Genomic DNA, 17792 nt, shown 5'->3' with positions numbered 1-17792 from the left:
CACTCGTCATCACCACCAGAGCGTCAGAACTGAAGGAAGCACAGGAGACCCATGTCTGAGACCCGCATCGCCATCGACCGCTCCGCGCGCGTCGCGACCGTCAACCGCCGCATCTTCGGCTCGTTCGTCGAGCACCTGGGACGCTGCGTGTACGACGGCATCTACGAGCCCGGCCACCCGACCGCGAACGAGGACGGCTTCCGTCTCGACGTGGTGGACCTGGTGCGCGAGCTCGGCTCGACCACCATCCGCTACCCCGGCGGCAACTTCGTCTCCGGCTTCCGCTGGGAGGACTCGGTGGGCCCACGCGAGAAGCGCCCGGTGCGCCGCGACCTGGCCTGGCACTCCTGGAGTCCAACCAGGTCGGCCTCGACGAGTTCTCGCGCTGGCTGAAGCTGACCGGCTCCGAGCTGATGCTCGCGGTCAACCTGGGCACGCGGGGCATCCAGGCGGCCCTCGACCTGCTCGAGTACGCGAACCACCCGTCGGGGACCGCGCTCAGCGACCAGCGCATCGCGAACGGCACGCCGGAGCCGCACGACATCCGGATGTGGTGCCTGGGCAATGAGATGGACGGCCCGTGGCAGACGGGCTACATGACCGCCGACGACTACGGCAAGCTCGCCGCCCGCACGGCCGCCGCGATGAAGATGGCCGACAAGGACCTCGAGCTCGTGGTCTGCGGCTCCTCCGGCTCCGGGATGCCGACCTTCGGCGACTGGGAGCGCACGGTGCTCGAGCACTCCTACGACCACGTCGACTATGTCTCGGCGCACGCGTACTACCAGGAGCGCGGCGGCGACCTCGGATCCTTCCTCGCCTCGTCGGTCGACATGCAGTACTTCATCGACACCGTCGTCACCACGGCGGACCATGTCGGCAACAAGCTCAAGAACAAGAAGCGCATCCAGATCTCGTTCGACGAGTGGAACATCTGGTACCTCGACGAGCACAAGGCGTCGGAGGAGGTCAACGACGAGTGGCGCTACGCCCCGCGCCAGCTGGAGGACGTCTACTCGGTCGCTGACGCGGTGGTGCTCGGCAACCTGCTCATCACGCTGCTGAAGAACCACGACCGGGTGACCAGCGCATCCCTCGCCCAGCTGGTCAACGTGATCGCCCCGATCATGACCGAGCCCGGCGGCGACGCCTGGCGCCAGACGACGTTCTTCCCGTTCTCGGTGACCAGCCGCCTGGCGGCCGGGGAGGTGCTGCGCCCCACGATCACGACCGGCACGTACGAGACCGCGGTCTACGGCGAGGCGGACGTGGTGGATGCGGTGGCCACCTTCGACGAGGCCGCGGGCGCCGCCGCGGTGTTCGTCGTGAACCGCAGCCAGACCGAGACGCAGACCGTGAGCGTGGACGTGCGCGACCTCGGCGTCTCGACCGGTGCGCGAGGCCCTCTCGCTGTGGGATGACGACGTCTACGCGAAGAACACCCTGCAGGACCAGACCCGCGTCGGCCTCCGCCCCACGCCCTCCGCGGCCCTCGCCGACGGCATCCTCACCCTCGAACTGCCGCCCGTCTCGTGGACCGGGGTCTCCCTGGGCTGACCCCCGCCGTCGAATACACGAGGATTGCACGCGGAACGGGCGTTTCGCGTGCAATCTTCGCGTAATCGGGGTCGGCCGGGGACGCCGACCGAGACGGTCAGCCCGCGGCGACGGCGGCGGGCGTGGCGGCGGCCTGCGGGATGAGCTTGCGGATGTCCTCCGCCTGCGCGGACAGCACCACCACATCTACCCGCCGGTTCTGGGCGAGGTCGTTGTCCGTGGTTCCGGTGAAGCCCGCGACCGGTCGCGCCGAGCCGAAGCTGATCGCGGCGATGTGCCCCTGCGGGAAGCCGTTCACCTCGACGAGGTGACGCAGCACGCTGGTCGCGCGGCCGGCGGAGAGCTCCCAGTTGGTGGGATACGGCGCTCCGGGCTGACGGAGGTCGGCGTGGCCCTCGACGGAGACGTCGTAGGAGGCCGGCGCGAGCTGCGGGCCGATGTCGTTCAGCACCGCGACGGCACGCGCGCTCAGCTCGGCGCGGTTCGACTCGAAGAAGGTGGATGCCGACCAGGCCGATGGTCAGGCCGCGCTCGTCGATCTTCATCTGGACCGCATCCTGCAGCCCCGTCCTTGGTCAGCGCCGCCTGGATCTGGTCCTTCAGGCGCTGCAGGTTCTGGGCTTCCTGCTGGGCGAGGGCGAAGTCGGTCGACTTGCCGGACTCGTCGACGTGCTTCGGCGGGACGACGACGCCGGATGCGGTGTCGATCTTCTGCGTCTTCACCTGGCCGAAGCCGGTGGCCAGCGAGTCCTTGAGCTGCTCGAACTTCTTCGCATCCACCGTCGACATCGCGAACAGCACGATGAACATGCACATGAGCACGGTGACCATGTCCATGTAGGAGGCCATCCAGCGCTCCTCGTTCTCGTGCTCCTCCGGCTCCTCGTGCTTCTTCCGACGGCGGGCGGACATGTCAGGCGGCTTCCTCGACGGGATCCTTCGCGCCGCGCGCCGCCTTGGCGGGCTTGGCAGCCGGCTTCTCGGCGTCGCCGCCGGGCACCATGGCGCGCAGGCGCTCGCCGAGGAGGCGCGGCTGGCTGCCCGACTGCACGGCGAGCACGCCCTCCATCAGCAGCGTCATCCGCTCCACGTCCAGCTCGGAGAGCCGGCGCAGACGCGCGCCGAGCGGCAGCCACAGGAAGTTCGCCGACAGGAGGCCCCACAGCGTCGCGACGAACGCGCTCGCGATCATCGGGCCGAGTTCGCCCGGGTCGGCCAGGTTCTCGAGCACATGGGTCAGCGAGACGACCGTGCCGATGATGCCGATCGTGGGCGCGTAGCCGCCCATCGAGCTGAAGAACTTGGCGGCGACGCGGTCCTTCTTGGAGCGGGTGGCGATCTCGTCCTCGAGCAGGATGCGCAGCTCGTCGCCGTCGGTGCCGTCGGCGATGTTCTGCAGCGCGCGCTTGAGGAAGGGGTCGTCGACGCCCTCCGCCTCCTGCTCCATGGCGAGCAGACCGTTCGCGCGCGCTTTCTCGGCGAGCGCGACTACCTGGTCGATCACCTGCTGCGGCGGCTCGATCTTGCCCCGGAACGCGCGGGGGAGCGCCTTCACCGCGATCAGGAAGTCCTTCACGGTGCCGCTGGCGATGCCGACCGCGATGGTGGCCCCGAAGACCAGCACCATGGGGGCGGGCAGCAGCAGCGAGTTCAGGTGGGCGCCCTCCATCGTCACCATCGCGACGACGGAGCCGAAGGCGAGGACGATGCCGATGATCGTTGCCGGGTCCATTACTTCTTCCTTGCTCGGAGGGGCACGGCGCGGGCCTCGGGGTGAGCCGCCGCCGCTTCGTCGTCTTCCAGACCGGTCAGCGTCACGAGTCCGAGCGGGGGCGCGGGCACGGGGCGCGGGCCGACGCTCGGGAGGTCGTGGGCGAGTGCGATCACGCGCGCCCGGTACGCGGCGATCTTCTCGATCACTTCGGCCATGGACTCGGTGACGATGAACTTCGCCCCGTCGACCATGACCAAAGTGGTGTCCGGACTGGCGTGGATCCGCTCGATGAGGTCGGGGTTGACCGCAAACTGGCTGTCGTTCAATCGGGTGACGACGATCATGTGCGCGAATCCTGGTCTCGGCTCCGGGTGAGCCGTCACGGGAGGACTATCGGCGTGCGCCGGTCGGTCGTTAGGGGGACCGGCGGCCGCTAACGGGATGCGCGCACCGGCCGGTAGTCACCACGGCTTTCGCTGCAGCCCCGAGCCGTCGACCTGAGATCTAGTCGGCGAAGTGGATGACGACCTCGTCGCCGACGATCGTCGTGTCGACGCGATACGGGAAGGTTCCCGTGACGTTCTCCGTGATGGGTTCGCCACGGCCGTTCAAGCCGCCAGCGGTCACCAGAGCCCGCCCTTCCGAGACCGTGAAGGGGCGGCGTTCACGAGGCCGCACCGAGACAGTAGGTACATCGAGCACCGTCATCGACACGACGACCGCCTCCGAAGGAAGGAGGGTCGACCGGCCGAATCCGCTGCGCATCCCGGCATCGCGGAGCGCTTCAAGGGTTCCGTGGCTTGTGGCCTCTGAGAACGCCTGGTCGACGGCGCGCTGCACCAGGCCGACGTAGCTCTCGTTGGGAACCATGGTGAACGCGCCCGGGTTCACGAGCGGAGCGTCTGTGTTGAGCACGACGGTGTACTCGCCGTCGATGTCGTAGTACGCATTCGGTGGAGAGAGCGTGTAGACGCCGGGGTATGCCGAAAATCCGGCGTGCCCGTGACGATCGACGGGAGCGCGGGCGCCACAGAGCGAGAATCGATTCTCGAGGCCGAAGGATGCGTAGACGTCGAGCCGTGGGAGCCGATAGGTCAGTCCGTCGCAGACCCACCATTCGTCATCGCTTCGGATGAGAGTGATGGTGTCTTTGACCATCTGGCCCGCGAGGTCGTAGGTGACGTGGAATCGCACCTCGCTGTCGGATCCGTCTCGTGCGACGATCTCACCCCAGACGATGCGCGGGCCGGTGAGGTGATCGGCGCACTCGTAGACCTCGTGGCGGAGGAACTCGTTCGCGGGGAGGTCGGCGTTGATCCGGCCGAGCCCGTTGGCCGTTGCTGTATCGCCGGCGGCGAGCGCGTGCAGGTATTCGCCGGCGACGGGACGGGCGCTGTCAAGTGCGCGGTTCGCTCGAATCCGCGCGTCGCTCACTCGGCCATTGCGTTCATGGCAGCAGACCTGAAGGCCCTCTAGGAGCTCGACCGCTCTTGCCGTGTTCGCCGCGAGGGCCGTCAATGTCTCGCGTTCGCGGGAAGGATTCGCGGGCTCCACTCGTGCAGTATAGCGCACAAACACTCGTACGATATTCCTGCTAATAGATGCTAATATCGCAAAACTCCACTAGATGAGAGGCGGCTCAGTGAGTCACAAGGTCCACGTCGACACGGGGCAGCTCCGATGGAACTCCCAGCGCTTGCACGAGGCGAATGCCGAGCGGCCCCATCCGCCTTCGGCGCCGGGCAGTCTGGGCGGCGCACGCGCGATCGGTGCTTTCGACGAGTTCGACGGGTACTGGAACCCGGCGCTGCGCTCGGTGTCGGAGAGCGTCGTCTCGCTGGGGGACGCCCTGGCGTCCGCCGCCGACGTGTACGAGCGACGAGACACCGACAGCGCTCAGGGCTTCTCTTCGGTGCGCCCCGTGCGTTCCAGGACGACGGATTGGTCGCCTGTCGGTCTCGAGGGCGACCCCACGCCCGGAGACACGGAGGCGGTGGACCGGCACGCCAAAGCGTTCGAGACGACCGCTGAATGGATGTGGTGGCGAGCCGACCGGCTGGATGACGTGCTGGAGCGGATCGGTAAGCCGCACTGGTCCGGCTACGCCGCCGACGCATTCGGAGAGCGGCTGCGCACGGTGAGTCGGGCCTGCCGGGACGCGACGGCGCGCTTCATGGAGGCCCGCGAAGCGGCGCTGAAGTGGGTCCTGGCGATGTGGGGCCAGCAGAACGCGGCGGATGCGGCCCTCGACGCAGCCCATCAGGCCCTGGAAGACATCGCGAGAGCCGAAGCCACCCTCGGGCTGCTGAACACAGAACACGGCGCCCTGCTCTCCTCGCTGGCCCAGCTCCAGAAGACGCAACGACAGTACGCGACCACGCCGCCGCCCTCGGGAACCAGAGTGCCGACGACGAGCGAGGTTGCGACGGCCCGACGCAAGGCGGAAGCTGTCGACGATGAGCTGCGGGCCGCGAGAGCGCAGCTCCAGGACGGGCAGGAGCGGCTGGAGCAGGCCAAGCGGCAGGCTCGCGCGGCCAAGGAAGAGTACGAGGCCGAAGAGAGCGTCCTCGTGCGTGCGCTGCACGCTACCCTCTATGGTGCGCTCCCCGCCCTGGCGCCCTCGCAGCTGAACGATTTCGTAACCACGGTCAGCGAGTTCGCCCTGCTGCCTCCGTCCGCCGACACGACCTCGGCGTTGATGGACATGCTGAGCCTGCTCAAGCCGGAGACCCTGGCGGCCCTTCTCGCCGCCGACCCGAAGCTGGCGCAGAAGTTCTGGGACGACCCGCCCGCACCGGAGAAGGTGGCGGCCTGGTGGAAGAAGCTGTCGCCGGAGGCCCGCGAACGTTGGTGTCGGTCCGCTCCGGAAGTCATCGGCAACCTCCCCGGGCTCGACGCGGACACCCGCATCCACGCGAACGCCGTCCAACTCGCACGGGATCTGCAGGACCTGTCGATCGGTCCCGAGTCACCGCGGGGCAAGACGCTGAAGGACATCCTCGCGGCGCTCGGGGTGGGGAAGCTGAAGGATGGCACGTCGGCCGACTACGAGCGGCTGGCGAAGGCGCTGAAGCCGCCTCGCGGGCTGCTCTCGTACAACCTCCGCCATGAGCCGCCGCTCGCGGCCGTCGCGATCGGGGACACGCGTGCGGAGAAGTCAGGGAAGGTCACTTGGATGGTCCCGGGCATGAATAGTGGGCTCGGCGAAGACGGGCGACTCAAGGGCTGGACGTTCGCGGGCATCAACCAATACCACCAGCAGGACGTCATGGATGGTCTGCCGCATCTGGTAGTGGCGTGGATCGGCTATGACCCGCCCGGGGTGGATTCGGTGCTGCAAGGGGATAAGGCGAGAGCCGGCGGCCGCCGGCTGAGGGCGGAGCTGGACGGCCAGTGGGCGGCCGACAGCATCCTGGGTGGCAACCCGGACCCGTTCACCGCTGTGGTGAGTCACTCGTACGGCACCACCGTGGCGAGCAACGCGATCTCCGGACTGGCCCACAAGGTGCAGTCTGTCGTCTTCGTCGCATCGGCGGGGGTAGAGGGTGGCTTCGGCAGCGGGAGGGAACTGGAGGTGGAGGGCGGCCTGGGCCGTGTCTACGCCACCCAGTCCTCGCAGGATGGCATCGCGGGCGTCGGGCGGGCGTACTCGGGTCGGGCCGACCCGACCGACGACCGCTACGGAGCCCGGGTGTTCTCGTCGGAAGGCGACGCGGCCGAACGGCTGGAGCCGACAGACGGGCACGACGTTCTCGGAAAGGGCAGCGATCGCGGCGCTTTCAACGAGCACGCCACAGACGGCCACGGCTACTTTGACAAGGATACCGAAGCCCTCCACAACACGGCCGCAGCGGCCCTCGGGCTCGACGATCAAATCAATGGCGGAACGCGAAGTGTCCCGAGCCTCCGGCCCCCGCAGGACCCAAACAGCGCACCAGGGGTAAGAAGTGAGACGTGCCCGCCCCCTTCGCGCCACCCTCGCGCTTACCCTCGTCCTCACCCTTTCCGGCTGTGTCTACCCTGGAGGATCCGTGCCTCAACCCGGCGTCAACACCCCGTACGACGGTCTCTCGACAAAGTCGAAGGCCCAACTCCTGGACGAAGCCCTGCAACGCGTCGACGACGTTGCGCAACTCGTCGGTGGAGAATGGCTGGATTCGGGAATCCCACCCAGTGTCTTCGATCCCGCGAACGCCGAACAACGCAACCTGTGGGACTGGGGTCCGTGTGACAACAAGGCGACCACCGGCCAGTACGACATCAACGTGCGGCAGAAAGCCGACGAATCGACGGAGTTCGACCCTGACGCGCTGACCGCACGGGTGCGTTCTCACTGGGAGCGCCTGGGTTACCAGATCCGTCAGATCGGGCCGACCGCCAAGGATCGCACGGGTCACCGCTCGATCATCGTCGACCTCCCTCATAGCGCGTCGATCAGCTTCTCCGCGAACACGAAGATCCTGGGCATCTCCTCCTCCGGCGAGTGCGTCAGGTGGGATTGATCGGCGTCGGTGGAGGGGCGCCTGTGCCTCGGCGGGTCGGGGCGAGAAGCTCGAACCGATGGCGAAGGTGAGACGTGCGCTCCTCCTGGCCGCTCCTATTCTCACTATCTCCCTCGCCCTCACAGGGTGTGTCTACCCTGGAGGATCCGTGCCTCAACCCGGCGTCAACACCCCGCACGACGGGCTCTCGACCAAGTCGAAGCCCCGGCTCCTCGACGAAGCCCTGCAGCGCGTCGACGACGTTGCGGAACTTGTCGGTGGCGAATGGCTGGACGACGGGATCCCGCCCAGCGTCTTTGATCCCGCTAACACTGAGCAACGCGAGCTGTGGGATTGGGGTCCGTGCGACAACAAGGCCACCACCGGTCAATACTCCGTCTATGTGTGGCAGAACGCCGACGAATCGATGGAGTTCGATCCCGACGCGCTGACCGAAAAGGTGCGCACCCACTGGAAGGGCCTCGGCTACCGCATCCGTCAGATCGGACCGACCGCTGAAGACCGCACAGGTCACCGCGAGATCATCGTCGACCTCCCGCACAGCGCGTCGATCAGCTTCTCCGCGAACACGAAGATCCTGGGCATCTCCTCCTCCGGCGAGTGCGTCAGGTGGGACTGACACAGGGCGCGACCGACGTATCCGGTGTTCGTCGTGTCGCGTTCTATGCTCGACGTCGTAGATTTGCCTATCCATCCGGTTCGCAGCCTGTCGCCCGTGTCCCGATTCCCTGTGAAACGCGGGAAACCCTCGCGACTGCTCGACTCCTTACATCGCGCGACCACCGGCCGATAGTCGCCTCCGTGACGACTCTGCAGGCTCCGGCACCGGATGCTCCCGAGGCGCCGGTCTACGACTTCCGCCGGCCGACGACGCTCGCGCGCGAGCACTCGCGGGTGCTCGAGCTGGCGTTCGAGACGTTCGCGCGGCAGTGGGGGACCCAGCTGACCGCGAAGGTCCGGGTGCTCAGCCAGGTCGAGTGCGACTCGGTGCAGATGCAGACGTACGACGAGTACGCGGCGTCGCTTCCGGCCACGACGGCGATGGTCCTGTGCGCGCTGGAGGACGTCGTCCCGAAGGCGGTCATCCAGTTCCCCACGGTGGCGGCGCTGTCGTGGGTCAACGCGATGCTCGGCGGACAGGGCACCCCGGTCGATCACGAGCGCACCTTCACGCAGATCGAGCACGCGCTCGTGCGGCGGCTGATGGACGACGCGCTCGAGGACCTCCGCTACTCCCTCGGGTCGCTGCTGGTCACATCCATCGCGGTGGACGCCATCCAGTACAACTCGCAGTTCGCCCAGGCGGCGGCGACCTCCGAGCTGATGATCGTCGCCGGCTTCGAGCTCCGCGTCGGCGAGCACACGGCCCGCGCGACCCTCGCCCTCCCCGCGGTCGCCCTGCTGCCGCAGCTGGGGCGAGACGAACCCCACGCACAGCACCGAGAACGCCCGAGAGCTCGTCGACGCCCAGCTCTCGCGTGTGCCGGTGGATGTGTCCCTGCGGCTCGCGCCCGCGACCGTCCGCCCGAGCGTGGTGCTGGGGCTCTCGGTCGGCGACCTGCTTCCGCTGCCGCACCCGCAGCACCGACCCTTCGACCTCACCGTCGGCGGACAGACCGTCGCCTCGGCCGGCCTCGGCTCGAGCGGCTCCCGTCTCGCCTGCGTGATCATCAACACAGAGGACTGACACCGATGAGCATGACCAGCATCGCCAACTCGACCGGACTCTCCCTCGGGCAGGCGCAGGCCGCCGCCGAGGCGCTCGCTCGGGTGCTCCCGACCGGGACTCCGCTGACGCCGCTGCTGACGCAGGGCACGGATGTGCGGGCGGGCGCGCAGGCGGTCGTCGCGACGTTCGTCGGCGCCGTGTCGGCCGACCTGGCCGTCGTGCTGCTGGAGGCGCCGCACCTGGTCGACGAGGGCGCCGACAGCTCTCCGGTGGTGGCGCTCCAGGATGTGCTGCAGCCTGCCCTCGAGGCCGCCAGCGACACGCTCGGCGCCGGTGTGCTCGACGATGCCCGCGCGGAGGACGCCGCCGAGCTCTTCGCCGATCCCGCCACGACGGTGTTCGCCCTCTCGGGGGCGGCCGGGGTGGCCGGCTGGTTCGCGGTGCGCGGGCGCGCATCCGTCGCCGAACGGGCCGGTGCGAGCGCCCTGGGCGGCAAGCTGGCCCGCATCAGCAACGTGGAGATGGCCCTCACCGTCGAGATCGGCCGCACCCGGATGGCGGTGCGCGACGTCCTCGCCATGGAGCCGGGCGCGGTCATCGAGCTGGACCGCTCGGCCGGGTCGCCCGCCGACGTGCTGCTCAACGGGCGGCTGATCGCGCACGGCGAGATCGTCGTGGTCGACCAGGACTACGCGGTGCGGATCACGAAGATCCTCGACGCTGCCGAAGACCTGGACTGACACGCCGACCGGCGCCGCCACCGGGAGCCGCGTGGCGTCAGCGGCACTGGCCGGCGACCGCGATCTGCTGGTCGCTCGGTCGGCCGTACGCCTCGATGCCCGAGCCGGCGGTGTCGAACCCCATCGAGATCGCCCACGCGGTCGCCCGCATCTCGTCGTCGCCGTGGAAGACCGGCCCGACGAAGAGCGCCTTGCACGCGGGGCGCACCACCTGCGCGTGGCCGACCTCGTGCGTGACCAGCGCCCGCGCATCCACGTCGCCCCGGCCGAAGCCGTCCTGCACGCCGAAGTTGAGGTCGATCGTCCGCCCAGCCCCGTCGTCCTCGTGGTACTGCGTCGTGCCGGAGTACCAGTCGTCGCCGAGCCCGCTCACGAGGTGGTGCCACTCGAAGTCGAGGGTGACGCCGTGCGCGATGGACCGCGCGTAGTCCTCGATGCGCAGCCGGACGGGGTAGGCCGGGTCCTGCTTGGCGGCCTCGCCGGCGGCCTGGGCCGCGTTCACCTCGTCGACGGTCGTCACGATGCCCAGAAGGCCGGAGCCGCCGAACTGCGCCGACAGCACGCCCGGCTTGCCCGCGTCGATCGCGTGCCGCAGGTCGATCCGGCTGGCGTACGTCGCGGACGCGTCGGCCGTCAGCACCTGCTCCCCGTGCGCTGCGAGCTCCGTGTAGACCGCGGTGGCGGCCGTCGTCAGCGTCTTCTGCGCCCGGCTGAGCGCGGCGACGTCGGCTGCCCGCGCCCGCCGGTCGGCGACCTCGGAGCGCGTCAGCTGCGCGGCGTGCTGCACGTGGGCCAGCACGGTCCAGGGCAGGAGGTCGGCGAGCGGCGCGGCGTGCGGCGCGTCGAAGGGCGTGTACGTGAGTCCCTTGCTCGTGGTCCGGAGCTTCGTCTGCGCCGCCGCGAGCGCCTTCGATGCCGGTTCGGAGACGTAGTCGGGGCGTGGATGCGCGACGAACGCGTCGAGCGACGACACGGCCGCGTGCGCCTTGTCGATGGCGGACCCGCGCTGCTCGGTGACGCGGTCCAGGGAGTCCGAGGCGGCGGCGAGGCTGCGATCGGCGGTAGCGGCCGCCTCCAGCGCGAGCGCCTGCCAGCCGGCGCCCGCTCCGATCCCGAGGCTCGTGGCGAGCAGGACGAACGCGGTCGCTCCGATCCAGACGCGCCCCGTGCGCCGAGGCGCCCCGGCGGTCACCATCACGACGTCATCCACTGCGCATCCCCCGTTCGCCGTCGCGCATCGACCGGCGAGCACCGATCCTATAGAGAAGACGGACGCGGGCACGGGATGTGACGCACCGGTCGACAGGTCAGCGCAACGGCGTCCACCCCGGAGGCAGCGGGCCGTCGACGCCCGCGAGTTCCGCATCCGCCGCGGCCGACCAGCCCTGCGCTGCGCCCCCTGCGTCGAATCCGCCGCGCGCGAAGCGGAAACCGACGTCCTCGTACTGCGTCCGCGGCGGCCCGCCCCGGCGCACCGAGGCGCGCACGTTCCAGGCGTCGTCGGCGAAGCCGCCGCCGCGGAAGACCCGGTAGTCGCCGTAGCGTCCCGGGTCGAGGAGGTCCCAGCACCACTCCCAGACGTTGCCGAGCGTGTCGAACAGGCCGTTGAGGTTCGGCAGGCGCACGCCAACGTCGGCGGGCGCGGTGAGCCCGTCGGCGCTCGTCCAGGCCACTTCCAGCAGCGGTCCGTAGTGCGGCGCGGTGGACCCGGCACGGCGGGCGTACTCCCACTCGGCCTCCGTCGGCAGGCGGTAGCCGTCCGCATCCACGTGCCAGGTCACATCCTCACCGTCGAACGTGTACGCGGGGTCGAGGCCCTCCCACTCCGACGCCGCGTTGCAGAGGCGGATGGCGCGTAGCCAGCTGACGTCCGTCGCCGGCCGCCGTGGATGCGCCCGCTCGCCCCCGATGAGCTCGGCCACCTGCTCCTCGGTGACAGCGAAGACGCCGAGCTCGAACTCCTCCAGCTCGACCCTCCAGCGCCGTTTGCGGCGCGCGTCGTGCAGCTGCACGCTCCCGGCCGGGATGCGCGCCATCTCGATCTCCACCTATCCACCCTCCCACGGCTAACGCGAGCGCCCCGCCGGCCGATAGACGCTGACGTGGAGACCCTGTTCATCGCCCTGCGCGTGCTCGTGGTGCTCGGCGTGATGGTCGCCCTGCTGTGGTTCGTGCAGCGCCGGGTGACCAAGGGCCGCACCACCGCACGGCGACGTCGCGGCAACGCCGTGACGGTCGTGGGGCGGCAGGGCATCGGGCCGAAGGCGTCGGTCGTCGTCGTGGATGTGGACGGCAACCGCTTCGTCCTCGGCGTCACCGAGCGCCAGGTGTCCGTGCTCCACACCGCCGACCGCCCGCAGGACGCGGGCGTCACCCCCCTGGTCCGGGTACCGGAGGCGCAGCCCGAGACGGCGCTCCGCACGGGCACGGACGACATCACCACCACGACCACCAGGCAGGATGCCGACTTCCTCACGGCGCAGGGACGCGCCTCGCTCTTCGACGAGGCACTCAAAGGCTCGATCCTGTCCCCGGCCACGTGGCGGCAGGCGAGTTCGGCGGTGCGGCACAAGAAGTGACGGCGCGCGCCAGGCGGCTGCCCCGCCTCGCGCTGGCCGGTCTGCTGGTCGCGCTCGTCGCCGTCGCGATCGTGCTCCTGGGTGCGAACGCGGCGCACGCCGTCCCCACGCCCGTCCCGACCCCCGGCGGCCCGACCGGCCCGACGGGCGCCGGCGGCGGCGGCGGCATCACCCTCGACATCAACGGCCCGAACGGCACCCCGAACGCGGCCATCCTGACCCTCGTCGGCATCACCGTGCTCTCGGTGGCGCCCGCATTGCTGCTGATGATGTCGTCGTTCACCAAGATCTTCGTCGTGCTCGCAATCACCCGGGCGCGCTCGCGATGCCGTCCATCCCGCCGAACCAGGTGCTCGCCGGGCTCTCGCTGTTCCTCAGCCTGTTCATCATGAGCCCCGTGCTGGTCGACATCAACAACTCGGCCGTGCAGCCGTATCTGGCCGGCCACATCGACTTCACCGCCGCGGTGCACCTGGCCGAGGGGCCGCTCCGGCACTTCATGTCGGCGCACACCCGCGAGGAGGACATCGCGCTGATGACCCGCGCGGCCGGCCGGCCGAACCCGAGCGACATGAACTCCGTGCCGCTGCTCACGCTCATCCCGGCGTTCATGATCTCGGAGCTGCGGGCCGCCTTCATCATCGGCTTCGTCATCTTCGTGCCGTTCCTGGTGATCGACATGGTGGTCTCCGCGGCCCTCATGTCGATGGGCATGATGATGCTCCCGCCGGTGATGATCTCGCTGCCGTTCAAGATCCTGCTGTTCGTGCTGGTCGACGGCTGGGGGTTGATCATCACGAGTCTGATCACGAGCTACAGGGGTGGCGGATGAACCCGAGCGCCGTTCTGGACATCGCCATGCAGGGCCTCATGGTCACCGCGAAACTGGCCGCGCCCATCGTGATCACCGCGCTGGTCGTGGGTTTCGCGATCTCGCTGGTGCAGTCGATCACGCAGATCCAGGAGGTCACCCTCTCGTTCGTGCCGAAGGCGGCGGCGGTCGCGGTTGCGCTGATCATCTGCGGGCAGTGGATGATCTCCGAGCTGGTCTCGTTCACCCAGGCGCTGTTCGAGAAGCTGCCGCAGCTGCTGGGGCACGGCTGATGAACATCCCCATCGACCTGGCCGCCATCGAGGCGATCGCGCTGGCGTCCCTCCGCATGGTGGCGTTCCTCGTCATCGCGCCGCCGTTCTCGTACAAGCGGCTTCCCGGCGCAGGTGAAGGGGATGCTCGCGATCGGCCTGGCCATCGCGGTCGCGCCGCGAGGTGGGCGCCGGCTACCACTCGGGCGACACGGGGGCGTTCCTCCTCGACATGGTCCGCGAGCTGTCGGTGGGTGCGACGCTCGGGTTCCTCGTCTTCGTGGTCTTCGCGGCCATCCAGTCGGCGGGAAGTCTGATCGACCTGTTCGGCGGCTTCCAGCTCGCGCAGGCGTTCGACCCGCAGTCCATGATCAACGGCGCCCAGTTCACCCGGATGTTCCAGCTGACCGCCCTCGCGCTGCTGTTCGCGTCGGGCGGATACCAGCTCATCATCGGAGGGCTGGTGCGGTCGTTCGACGCCATCCCGCTTGCCGCCGGCCTCAGCATGGCCGACCCGGCGAAGGAGATGGTCAACGGGTGACCCAGATGTTCCTCGCCGCCCTGCAGGTGGCCGGTCCGCTGATCGTCGTGCTGTTCCTCGCGGATGTCGGGCTCGGCCTGCTGACCCGCGTCGCGCCCGCGCTCAACGCCTTCTCCCTCGGCTTCCCCCTGAAGATCATGCTCACGGTCGTGCTCTCCGCGATCGTGTTCGTCACGCTGCCCGGAGTCGTCTCCGGCCTCACGGACACCGCCGTCAAGACGATGCTGGGGGTGGGCCGGTGAGCGACGCGCAGGAGCGCACCGAGAAGGCGACCGACAAGCGGATGAAGGAGGCCCGCTCCAAGGGCCGCCTCAGCAAGTCCTCCGACCTCACCGCGTGGGTCGGTGTCGGCGCCGCGGCGGTGATGCTGCCGTTCACGCTGCAGAGCGGGACGACCGCCGCGATCGATCAGCTCTTCTCCGTCCGCTCGGTGATCGAGAGCCCGGACCCGGCCAAGGCCGTCGCGGCGCTCGGCGACGGCCTGGGCAGCATCGTGGCGACCATCGGCCCGCTGCTCGGCGTGGGCGCGCTCGCCGTGGTGGGCGCTGCGGCCGTGCAGGGCGGCATCCACTTCAAGAAGCTCGAGGGCAAGTACGAGCAGTTCAACATCGTGCAGGGGCTCGGCCGGGTGTTCGGGATGCGCGCACTGTGGGAGGGCGCCAAGACGCTGCTGAAGTCGGGCGTCGTCGCGATCGGGCTGTTCCTGGTGGTGCAGGGGCTGATGCCGGTGCTGCTGTCGTCCGGGTCGATGCCGCTCACCTCCTTGCTGTCGGCGGCGACCGGTGGCACGGCCGGGCTGCTCCAGGCGGCCATCGGCGCCGGCCTCGTGCTCGCCGGCCTCGACGTGCTCGTCGTGATGCGGCGCAACCGAAAGCACACCCGCATGAGCAAGCAGGAGCTGCGCGACGAGAACAAGAACACCGAGGGCGACCCGCTGGTGCGCTCGCAGCGGCGCTCGCGCCAGCTGGCGATGAGCCGCAACCGCATGATCGCCGCGATCGGAGGGTCGGATGTGGTGCTCGTGAACCCGACGCACATCGCCGTGGCCGTGAAGTACGAGCCGGGCAAGTCGGCTCCGCGGGTCGTGGCGAAGGGCGCCGGTGCGATCGCCCTGCGCATCCGCGAGAAGGCCGAGGAGAGAGCGCGTGCCCATCGTGAAGGACATCCCGCTCGCGCGTGCGCTGCACGCCGGGTGCGAGATCGGCGACGAGATCCCGGTCGAGCTCTACAACTCCGTCGCCCGCGTCCTCGCGTTCGTCATGTCGCTGAAGCAGCGCGGCTCGGCGACCGGAGTGCACACCATGCGACCCCAGCTGCAAGGAGGGCTGACATGAAGCCGAACAAGGGTCTCGCCGCCAAGGTGGCCGTGCCGATCAGAGTCGTCGGCATCATCATGCTGCTCGTCGTGCCGGTGCCGTCGTGGCTGCTCGACATGCTCATCATCGTCAACATCATGCTGGCGCTGGTCATCCTGCTCACCACGATGTTCGTCAAGAAGCCGCTCGACTTCTCCGTGTTCCCGTCGCTGCTCCTCGTCGCCACGCTGTTCCGGCTCGGCCTCAACGTCGCCTCCACGCGGCTCGTGCTGGGCGACGGGTTCGCCGGGCAGGTCATCCAGGCGTTCGGCCATGTCGCCGTCGGCGGGTCGATCATCATCGGCGCGGTGGTGTTCCTCATCCTCGTGGTCATCCAGTTCATCGTGGTCACCAAGGGCGCCGAGCGCGTCGCCGAGGTGGGCGCGCGGTTCACCCTCGACGCGATGCCGGGCAAGCAGATGGCGATCGACGCCGACCTCAACGCCGGACTCATCACCGAGGAGCAGGCCCGTGCCCGGCGCGCCGAGGTGTCGGCGGAGGCGGACTTCTACGGCGCGATGGACGGCGCCTCGAAGTTCGTCAAGGGCGACGCGATCGCGGGCATCCTGATCATCGTCATCAACGTGGTCGGCGGCATCGCGATCGGCATGGTGCAGCGCGGAATGGACCTCCTCTCCGCCGTCAACTCGTACACGCTGCTGACCATCGGCGACGGGCTCGTCTCGCAGATCCCGGCCCTGCTCATGGCCGTCTCGACCGGCATGATCGTGACCCGGTCCAACGCCGAGTCCGACATGGGAACCACGGCGAGCGGCCAGCTGAGCCAGTCGCGCAACGCCCTGATGATCGCGGGATGCGCGGCGATCGTGATGGCGCTCATCCCGGGGATGCCGCCCATCCCGTTCGTGCTCGTCGGGGCGTTCCTCATCCTGGCGTCCCAGCGCATCAAGACCGCGCAGGCGGCGGCGAAGAAGGCGCAGGCGGCGCAGAACGCGGTGGCGACCGCCACGAAGACCGAGACGACCGAGGCACCTCATCGAGCAGATGCGCGTCCACGCCCTCGAGATCACGCTCGCGCCCGACCTGGTGGACATCGTGAGCGGCGCGTCGGACGACCTCCTCGCCCGGGTGCGGGCCCTGCGCCGCAAGATCGCGCTGGAGCTCGGCGTCATCGTGCCGCCGGTGCGCACGCGCGACAGCGCCGAACTGCCGCCGTCGACGTACGTCATCAAGATCGCCGGGGTGGAGTCGGGACGCGGGCAGGCGCCGTCCGGCCGCGTGCTCGCCCTCGGCGACGCGCTCGACAACCTGCCGGGCACGCCGACGGTGGAGCCCGTGTTCGGGCTGCCGGCGAAGTGGATCCCGTCGGAGATGCGGGCACAGCGCCGAGCTCGGCGGGGACGACGGTGATCGACCGCGTCTCGGTGCTGATCACCCACCTCTCGTCGATCATCACGTCGAATGCCGCGCGCCTCCTGACCCGCGAGGATGTGCGGATGCTCACCGAGGGCGTCAACCTGGTGAACCCGCCCGCCGTGGAGGAGCTCATCCCGGCGCTGCTGTCGCTCGCCGAGGTGCAGCGCGTGCTGCAGGACTGCTGGCCGAGCAGGTGCCGATCAACGACCTGCTGCGCATCCTGGAGGCCCTGACCCTGCGCGCGAAGCTCTCGAACGACCCCGAGGGGCTGGTCGAGGCGGCCCGGTCGCTCTCGGGCCGGCCGTCGTCGCGCCGCACATCGACGGCGGGACGCTGCGCGTGATCATGATCGACCCCGGGCTGGAGCAGTCGATGCTCGAGGCCTTCGGCCGTCGGAGCACAGGACGCAGATCGTGCTCGACCCGGTGCGGCTGGAGGCGGTGCTCGCGTCCATCCGCGACACCGCGGGCCGGCTCGACGACGCCGGTGTCTCGGCCGTGCTCGTGTGCGCGCCGGCGCTGCGTCCTGCGATCCGGCGGCTCGTCGCCGGGCAGATCGCGGGCCTCACGGTGCTGCTCGTACCAGGAGGTGACGGCCGTCCAGGCCGCGATCGAGACCGTGGGGGTGGTCCGCGGTGCGGAGTCGATCGCGGCCTGAGTGGGTCGGCAGGATCGA

General features: G+C 69.4%; 13 protein-coding genes and 5 pseudogenes. 11 read left to right on the top strand and 7 right to left on the bottom strand.

What is annotated here, in order from left to right; all coding sequences use genetic code 11:
• Window positions 1–51: 51 nt before the first annotated feature.
• Window positions 52–1557: pseudogene (locus tag ACRAWC_RS23110) on the top strand (alpha-N-arabinofuranosidase).
• Window positions 1558–1654: 97 nt separating this feature from the next.
• Here the strand turns inward: ACRAWC_RS23110 and ACRAWC_RS23105 are convergent.
• The 5 genes from ACRAWC_RS23105 to ACRAWC_RS23085 form a co-directional block, all read right to left on the bottom strand.
• The gene (locus ACRAWC_RS23105; protein WP_431349761.1) at window positions 1655–2008 is read right to left on the bottom strand and encodes an OmpA/MotB family protein; all 354 of its coding nucleotides are present in this window, start codon (window positions 2006–2008) and stop codon (window positions 1655–1657) included.
• A 17-nt stretch (window positions 2009–2025) separates the two neighbouring features.
• Window positions 2026–2469 (bottom strand): flagellar motor protein MotB, encoded by a 444-nt coding sequence (locus ACRAWC_RS23100; RefSeq protein WP_431349760.1) that lies wholly within the window; start codon window positions 2467–2469, stop codon window positions 2026–2028.
• Window position 2470: 1 nt separating this feature from the next.
• Window positions 2471–3289: a motility protein A gene (locus tag ACRAWC_RS23095; protein WP_431246084.1), complete on the bottom strand. Its 819-nt coding sequence runs from the start codon at window positions 3287–3289 to the stop codon at window positions 2471–2473.
• On the bottom strand, window positions 3289–3615 hold the full coding sequence (locus ACRAWC_RS23090; RefSeq protein ID WP_431219509.1) for a flagellar FlbD family protein: 327 nt from the start codon (window positions 3613–3615) through the stop codon (window positions 3289–3291). The genes ACRAWC_RS23095 and ACRAWC_RS23090 overlap by 1 nt, the downstream gene beginning before the upstream one ends.
• Before the next feature lie 160 nt (window positions 3616–3775).
• Complete coding sequence (locus tag ACRAWC_RS23085) at window positions 3776–4705, bottom strand: hypothetical protein (protein ID WP_431246083.1); 930 nt, start codon at window positions 4703–4705, stop codon at window positions 3776–3778.
• A 208-nt stretch (window positions 4706–4913) separates the two neighbouring features.
• Between ACRAWC_RS23085 and ACRAWC_RS23080 the strand changes: the two genes are divergently transcribed.
• From ACRAWC_RS23080 to fliN, 4 genes are all read left to right on the top strand, one after another.
• On the top strand, window positions 4914–7502 hold the full coding sequence (locus ACRAWC_RS23080; RefSeq protein ID WP_431349759.1) for an alpha/beta hydrolase: 2589 nt from the start codon (window positions 4914–4916) through the stop codon (window positions 7500–7502).
• Window positions 7503–7536: 34 nt separating this feature from the next.
• Window positions 7537–7773, top strand: a complete 237-nt coding sequence (locus tag ACRAWC_RS23075; protein ID WP_431246081.1) for a hypothetical protein — start codon at window positions 7537–7539, stop codon at window positions 7771–7773.
• A gap of 58 nt (window positions 7774–7831) precedes the next feature.
• The gene (locus ACRAWC_RS23070; protein WP_431349758.1) at window positions 7832–8392 is read left to right on the top strand and encodes a hypothetical protein; all 561 of its coding nucleotides are present in this window, start codon (window positions 7832–7834) and stop codon (window positions 8390–8392) included.
• A gap of 182 nt (window positions 8393–8574) precedes the next feature.
• Window positions 8575–10182 carry a flagellar motor switch protein FliN gene (fliN, locus tag ACRAWC_RS23065; RefSeq protein ID WP_431349757.1) on the top strand — a complete coding sequence of 536 codons (1608 nt, stop codon included), beginning with the start codon at window positions 8575–8577 and terminating at the stop codon, window positions 10180–10182.
• 37 nt (window positions 10183–10219) lie between these two features.
• Here the strand turns inward: fliN and ACRAWC_RS23060 are convergent, their stop codons facing one another.
• Both ACRAWC_RS23060 and ACRAWC_RS23055 read right to left on the bottom strand, forming a co-directional pair.
• On the bottom strand, window positions 10220–11392 hold the full coding sequence (locus ACRAWC_RS23060) for a hypothetical protein (protein ID WP_431349756.1): 1173 nt from the start codon (window positions 11390–11392) through the stop codon (window positions 10220–10222).
• 97 nt (window positions 11393–11489) lie between these two features.
• A complete protein-coding gene (locus ACRAWC_RS23055) occupies window positions 11490–12218 on the bottom strand; it encodes a formylglycine-generating enzyme family protein (protein WP_431247902.1) in 729 nt (242 codons plus the stop codon).
• 66 nt (window positions 12219–12284) lie between these two features.
• Between ACRAWC_RS23055 and fliO the strand changes: the two genes are divergently transcribed.
• From fliO to ACRAWC_RS23025, 6 genes and pseudogenes are all read left to right on the top strand, one after another.
• Window positions 12285–12761 (top strand): flagellar biosynthetic protein FliO, encoded by a 477-nt coding sequence (gene fliO / locus ACRAWC_RS23050; protein WP_431349755.1) that lies wholly within the window; start codon window positions 12285–12287, stop codon window positions 12759–12761.
• Window positions 12758–13593: pseudogene (fliP, locus tag ACRAWC_RS23045) on the top strand (flagellar type III secretion system pore protein FliP). The gene fliO and the pseudogene fliP overlap by 4 nt, the downstream one beginning before the upstream one ends.
• Window positions 13590–13865 carry a flagellar biosynthesis protein FliQ gene (gene fliQ / locus ACRAWC_RS23040; RefSeq protein ID WP_431247901.1) on the top strand — a complete coding sequence of 92 codons (276 nt, stop codon included), beginning with the start codon at window positions 13590–13592 and terminating at the stop codon, window positions 13863–13865. Before fliP ends, fliQ begins: the two are co-directional and overlap by 4 nt.
• Window positions 13865–14627, top strand: a pseudogene (locus ACRAWC_RS23035) (flagellar biosynthetic protein FliR). The gene fliQ and the pseudogene ACRAWC_RS23035 overlap by 1 nt, the downstream one beginning before the upstream one ends.
• Window positions 14624–15719, top strand: a pseudogene (locus ACRAWC_RS23030) (EscU/YscU/HrcU family type III secretion system export apparatus switch protein). Before ACRAWC_RS23035 ends, ACRAWC_RS23030 begins: the two co-directional pseudogenes overlap by 4 nt.
• Window positions 15716–17774 (top strand): annotated as a pseudogene (locus tag ACRAWC_RS23025) (flagellar biosynthesis protein FlhA). The pseudogenes ACRAWC_RS23030 and ACRAWC_RS23025 overlap by 4 nt, the downstream one beginning before the upstream one ends.
• Window positions 17775–17792 lie beyond the last annotated feature (18 nt).

Source organism: Leifsonia sp. L25 (assembly GCF_050632895.1).
Note: the sequence above shows the minus strand (reverse complement) of the source record. Positions and strands in the feature narration are given on the sequence as shown.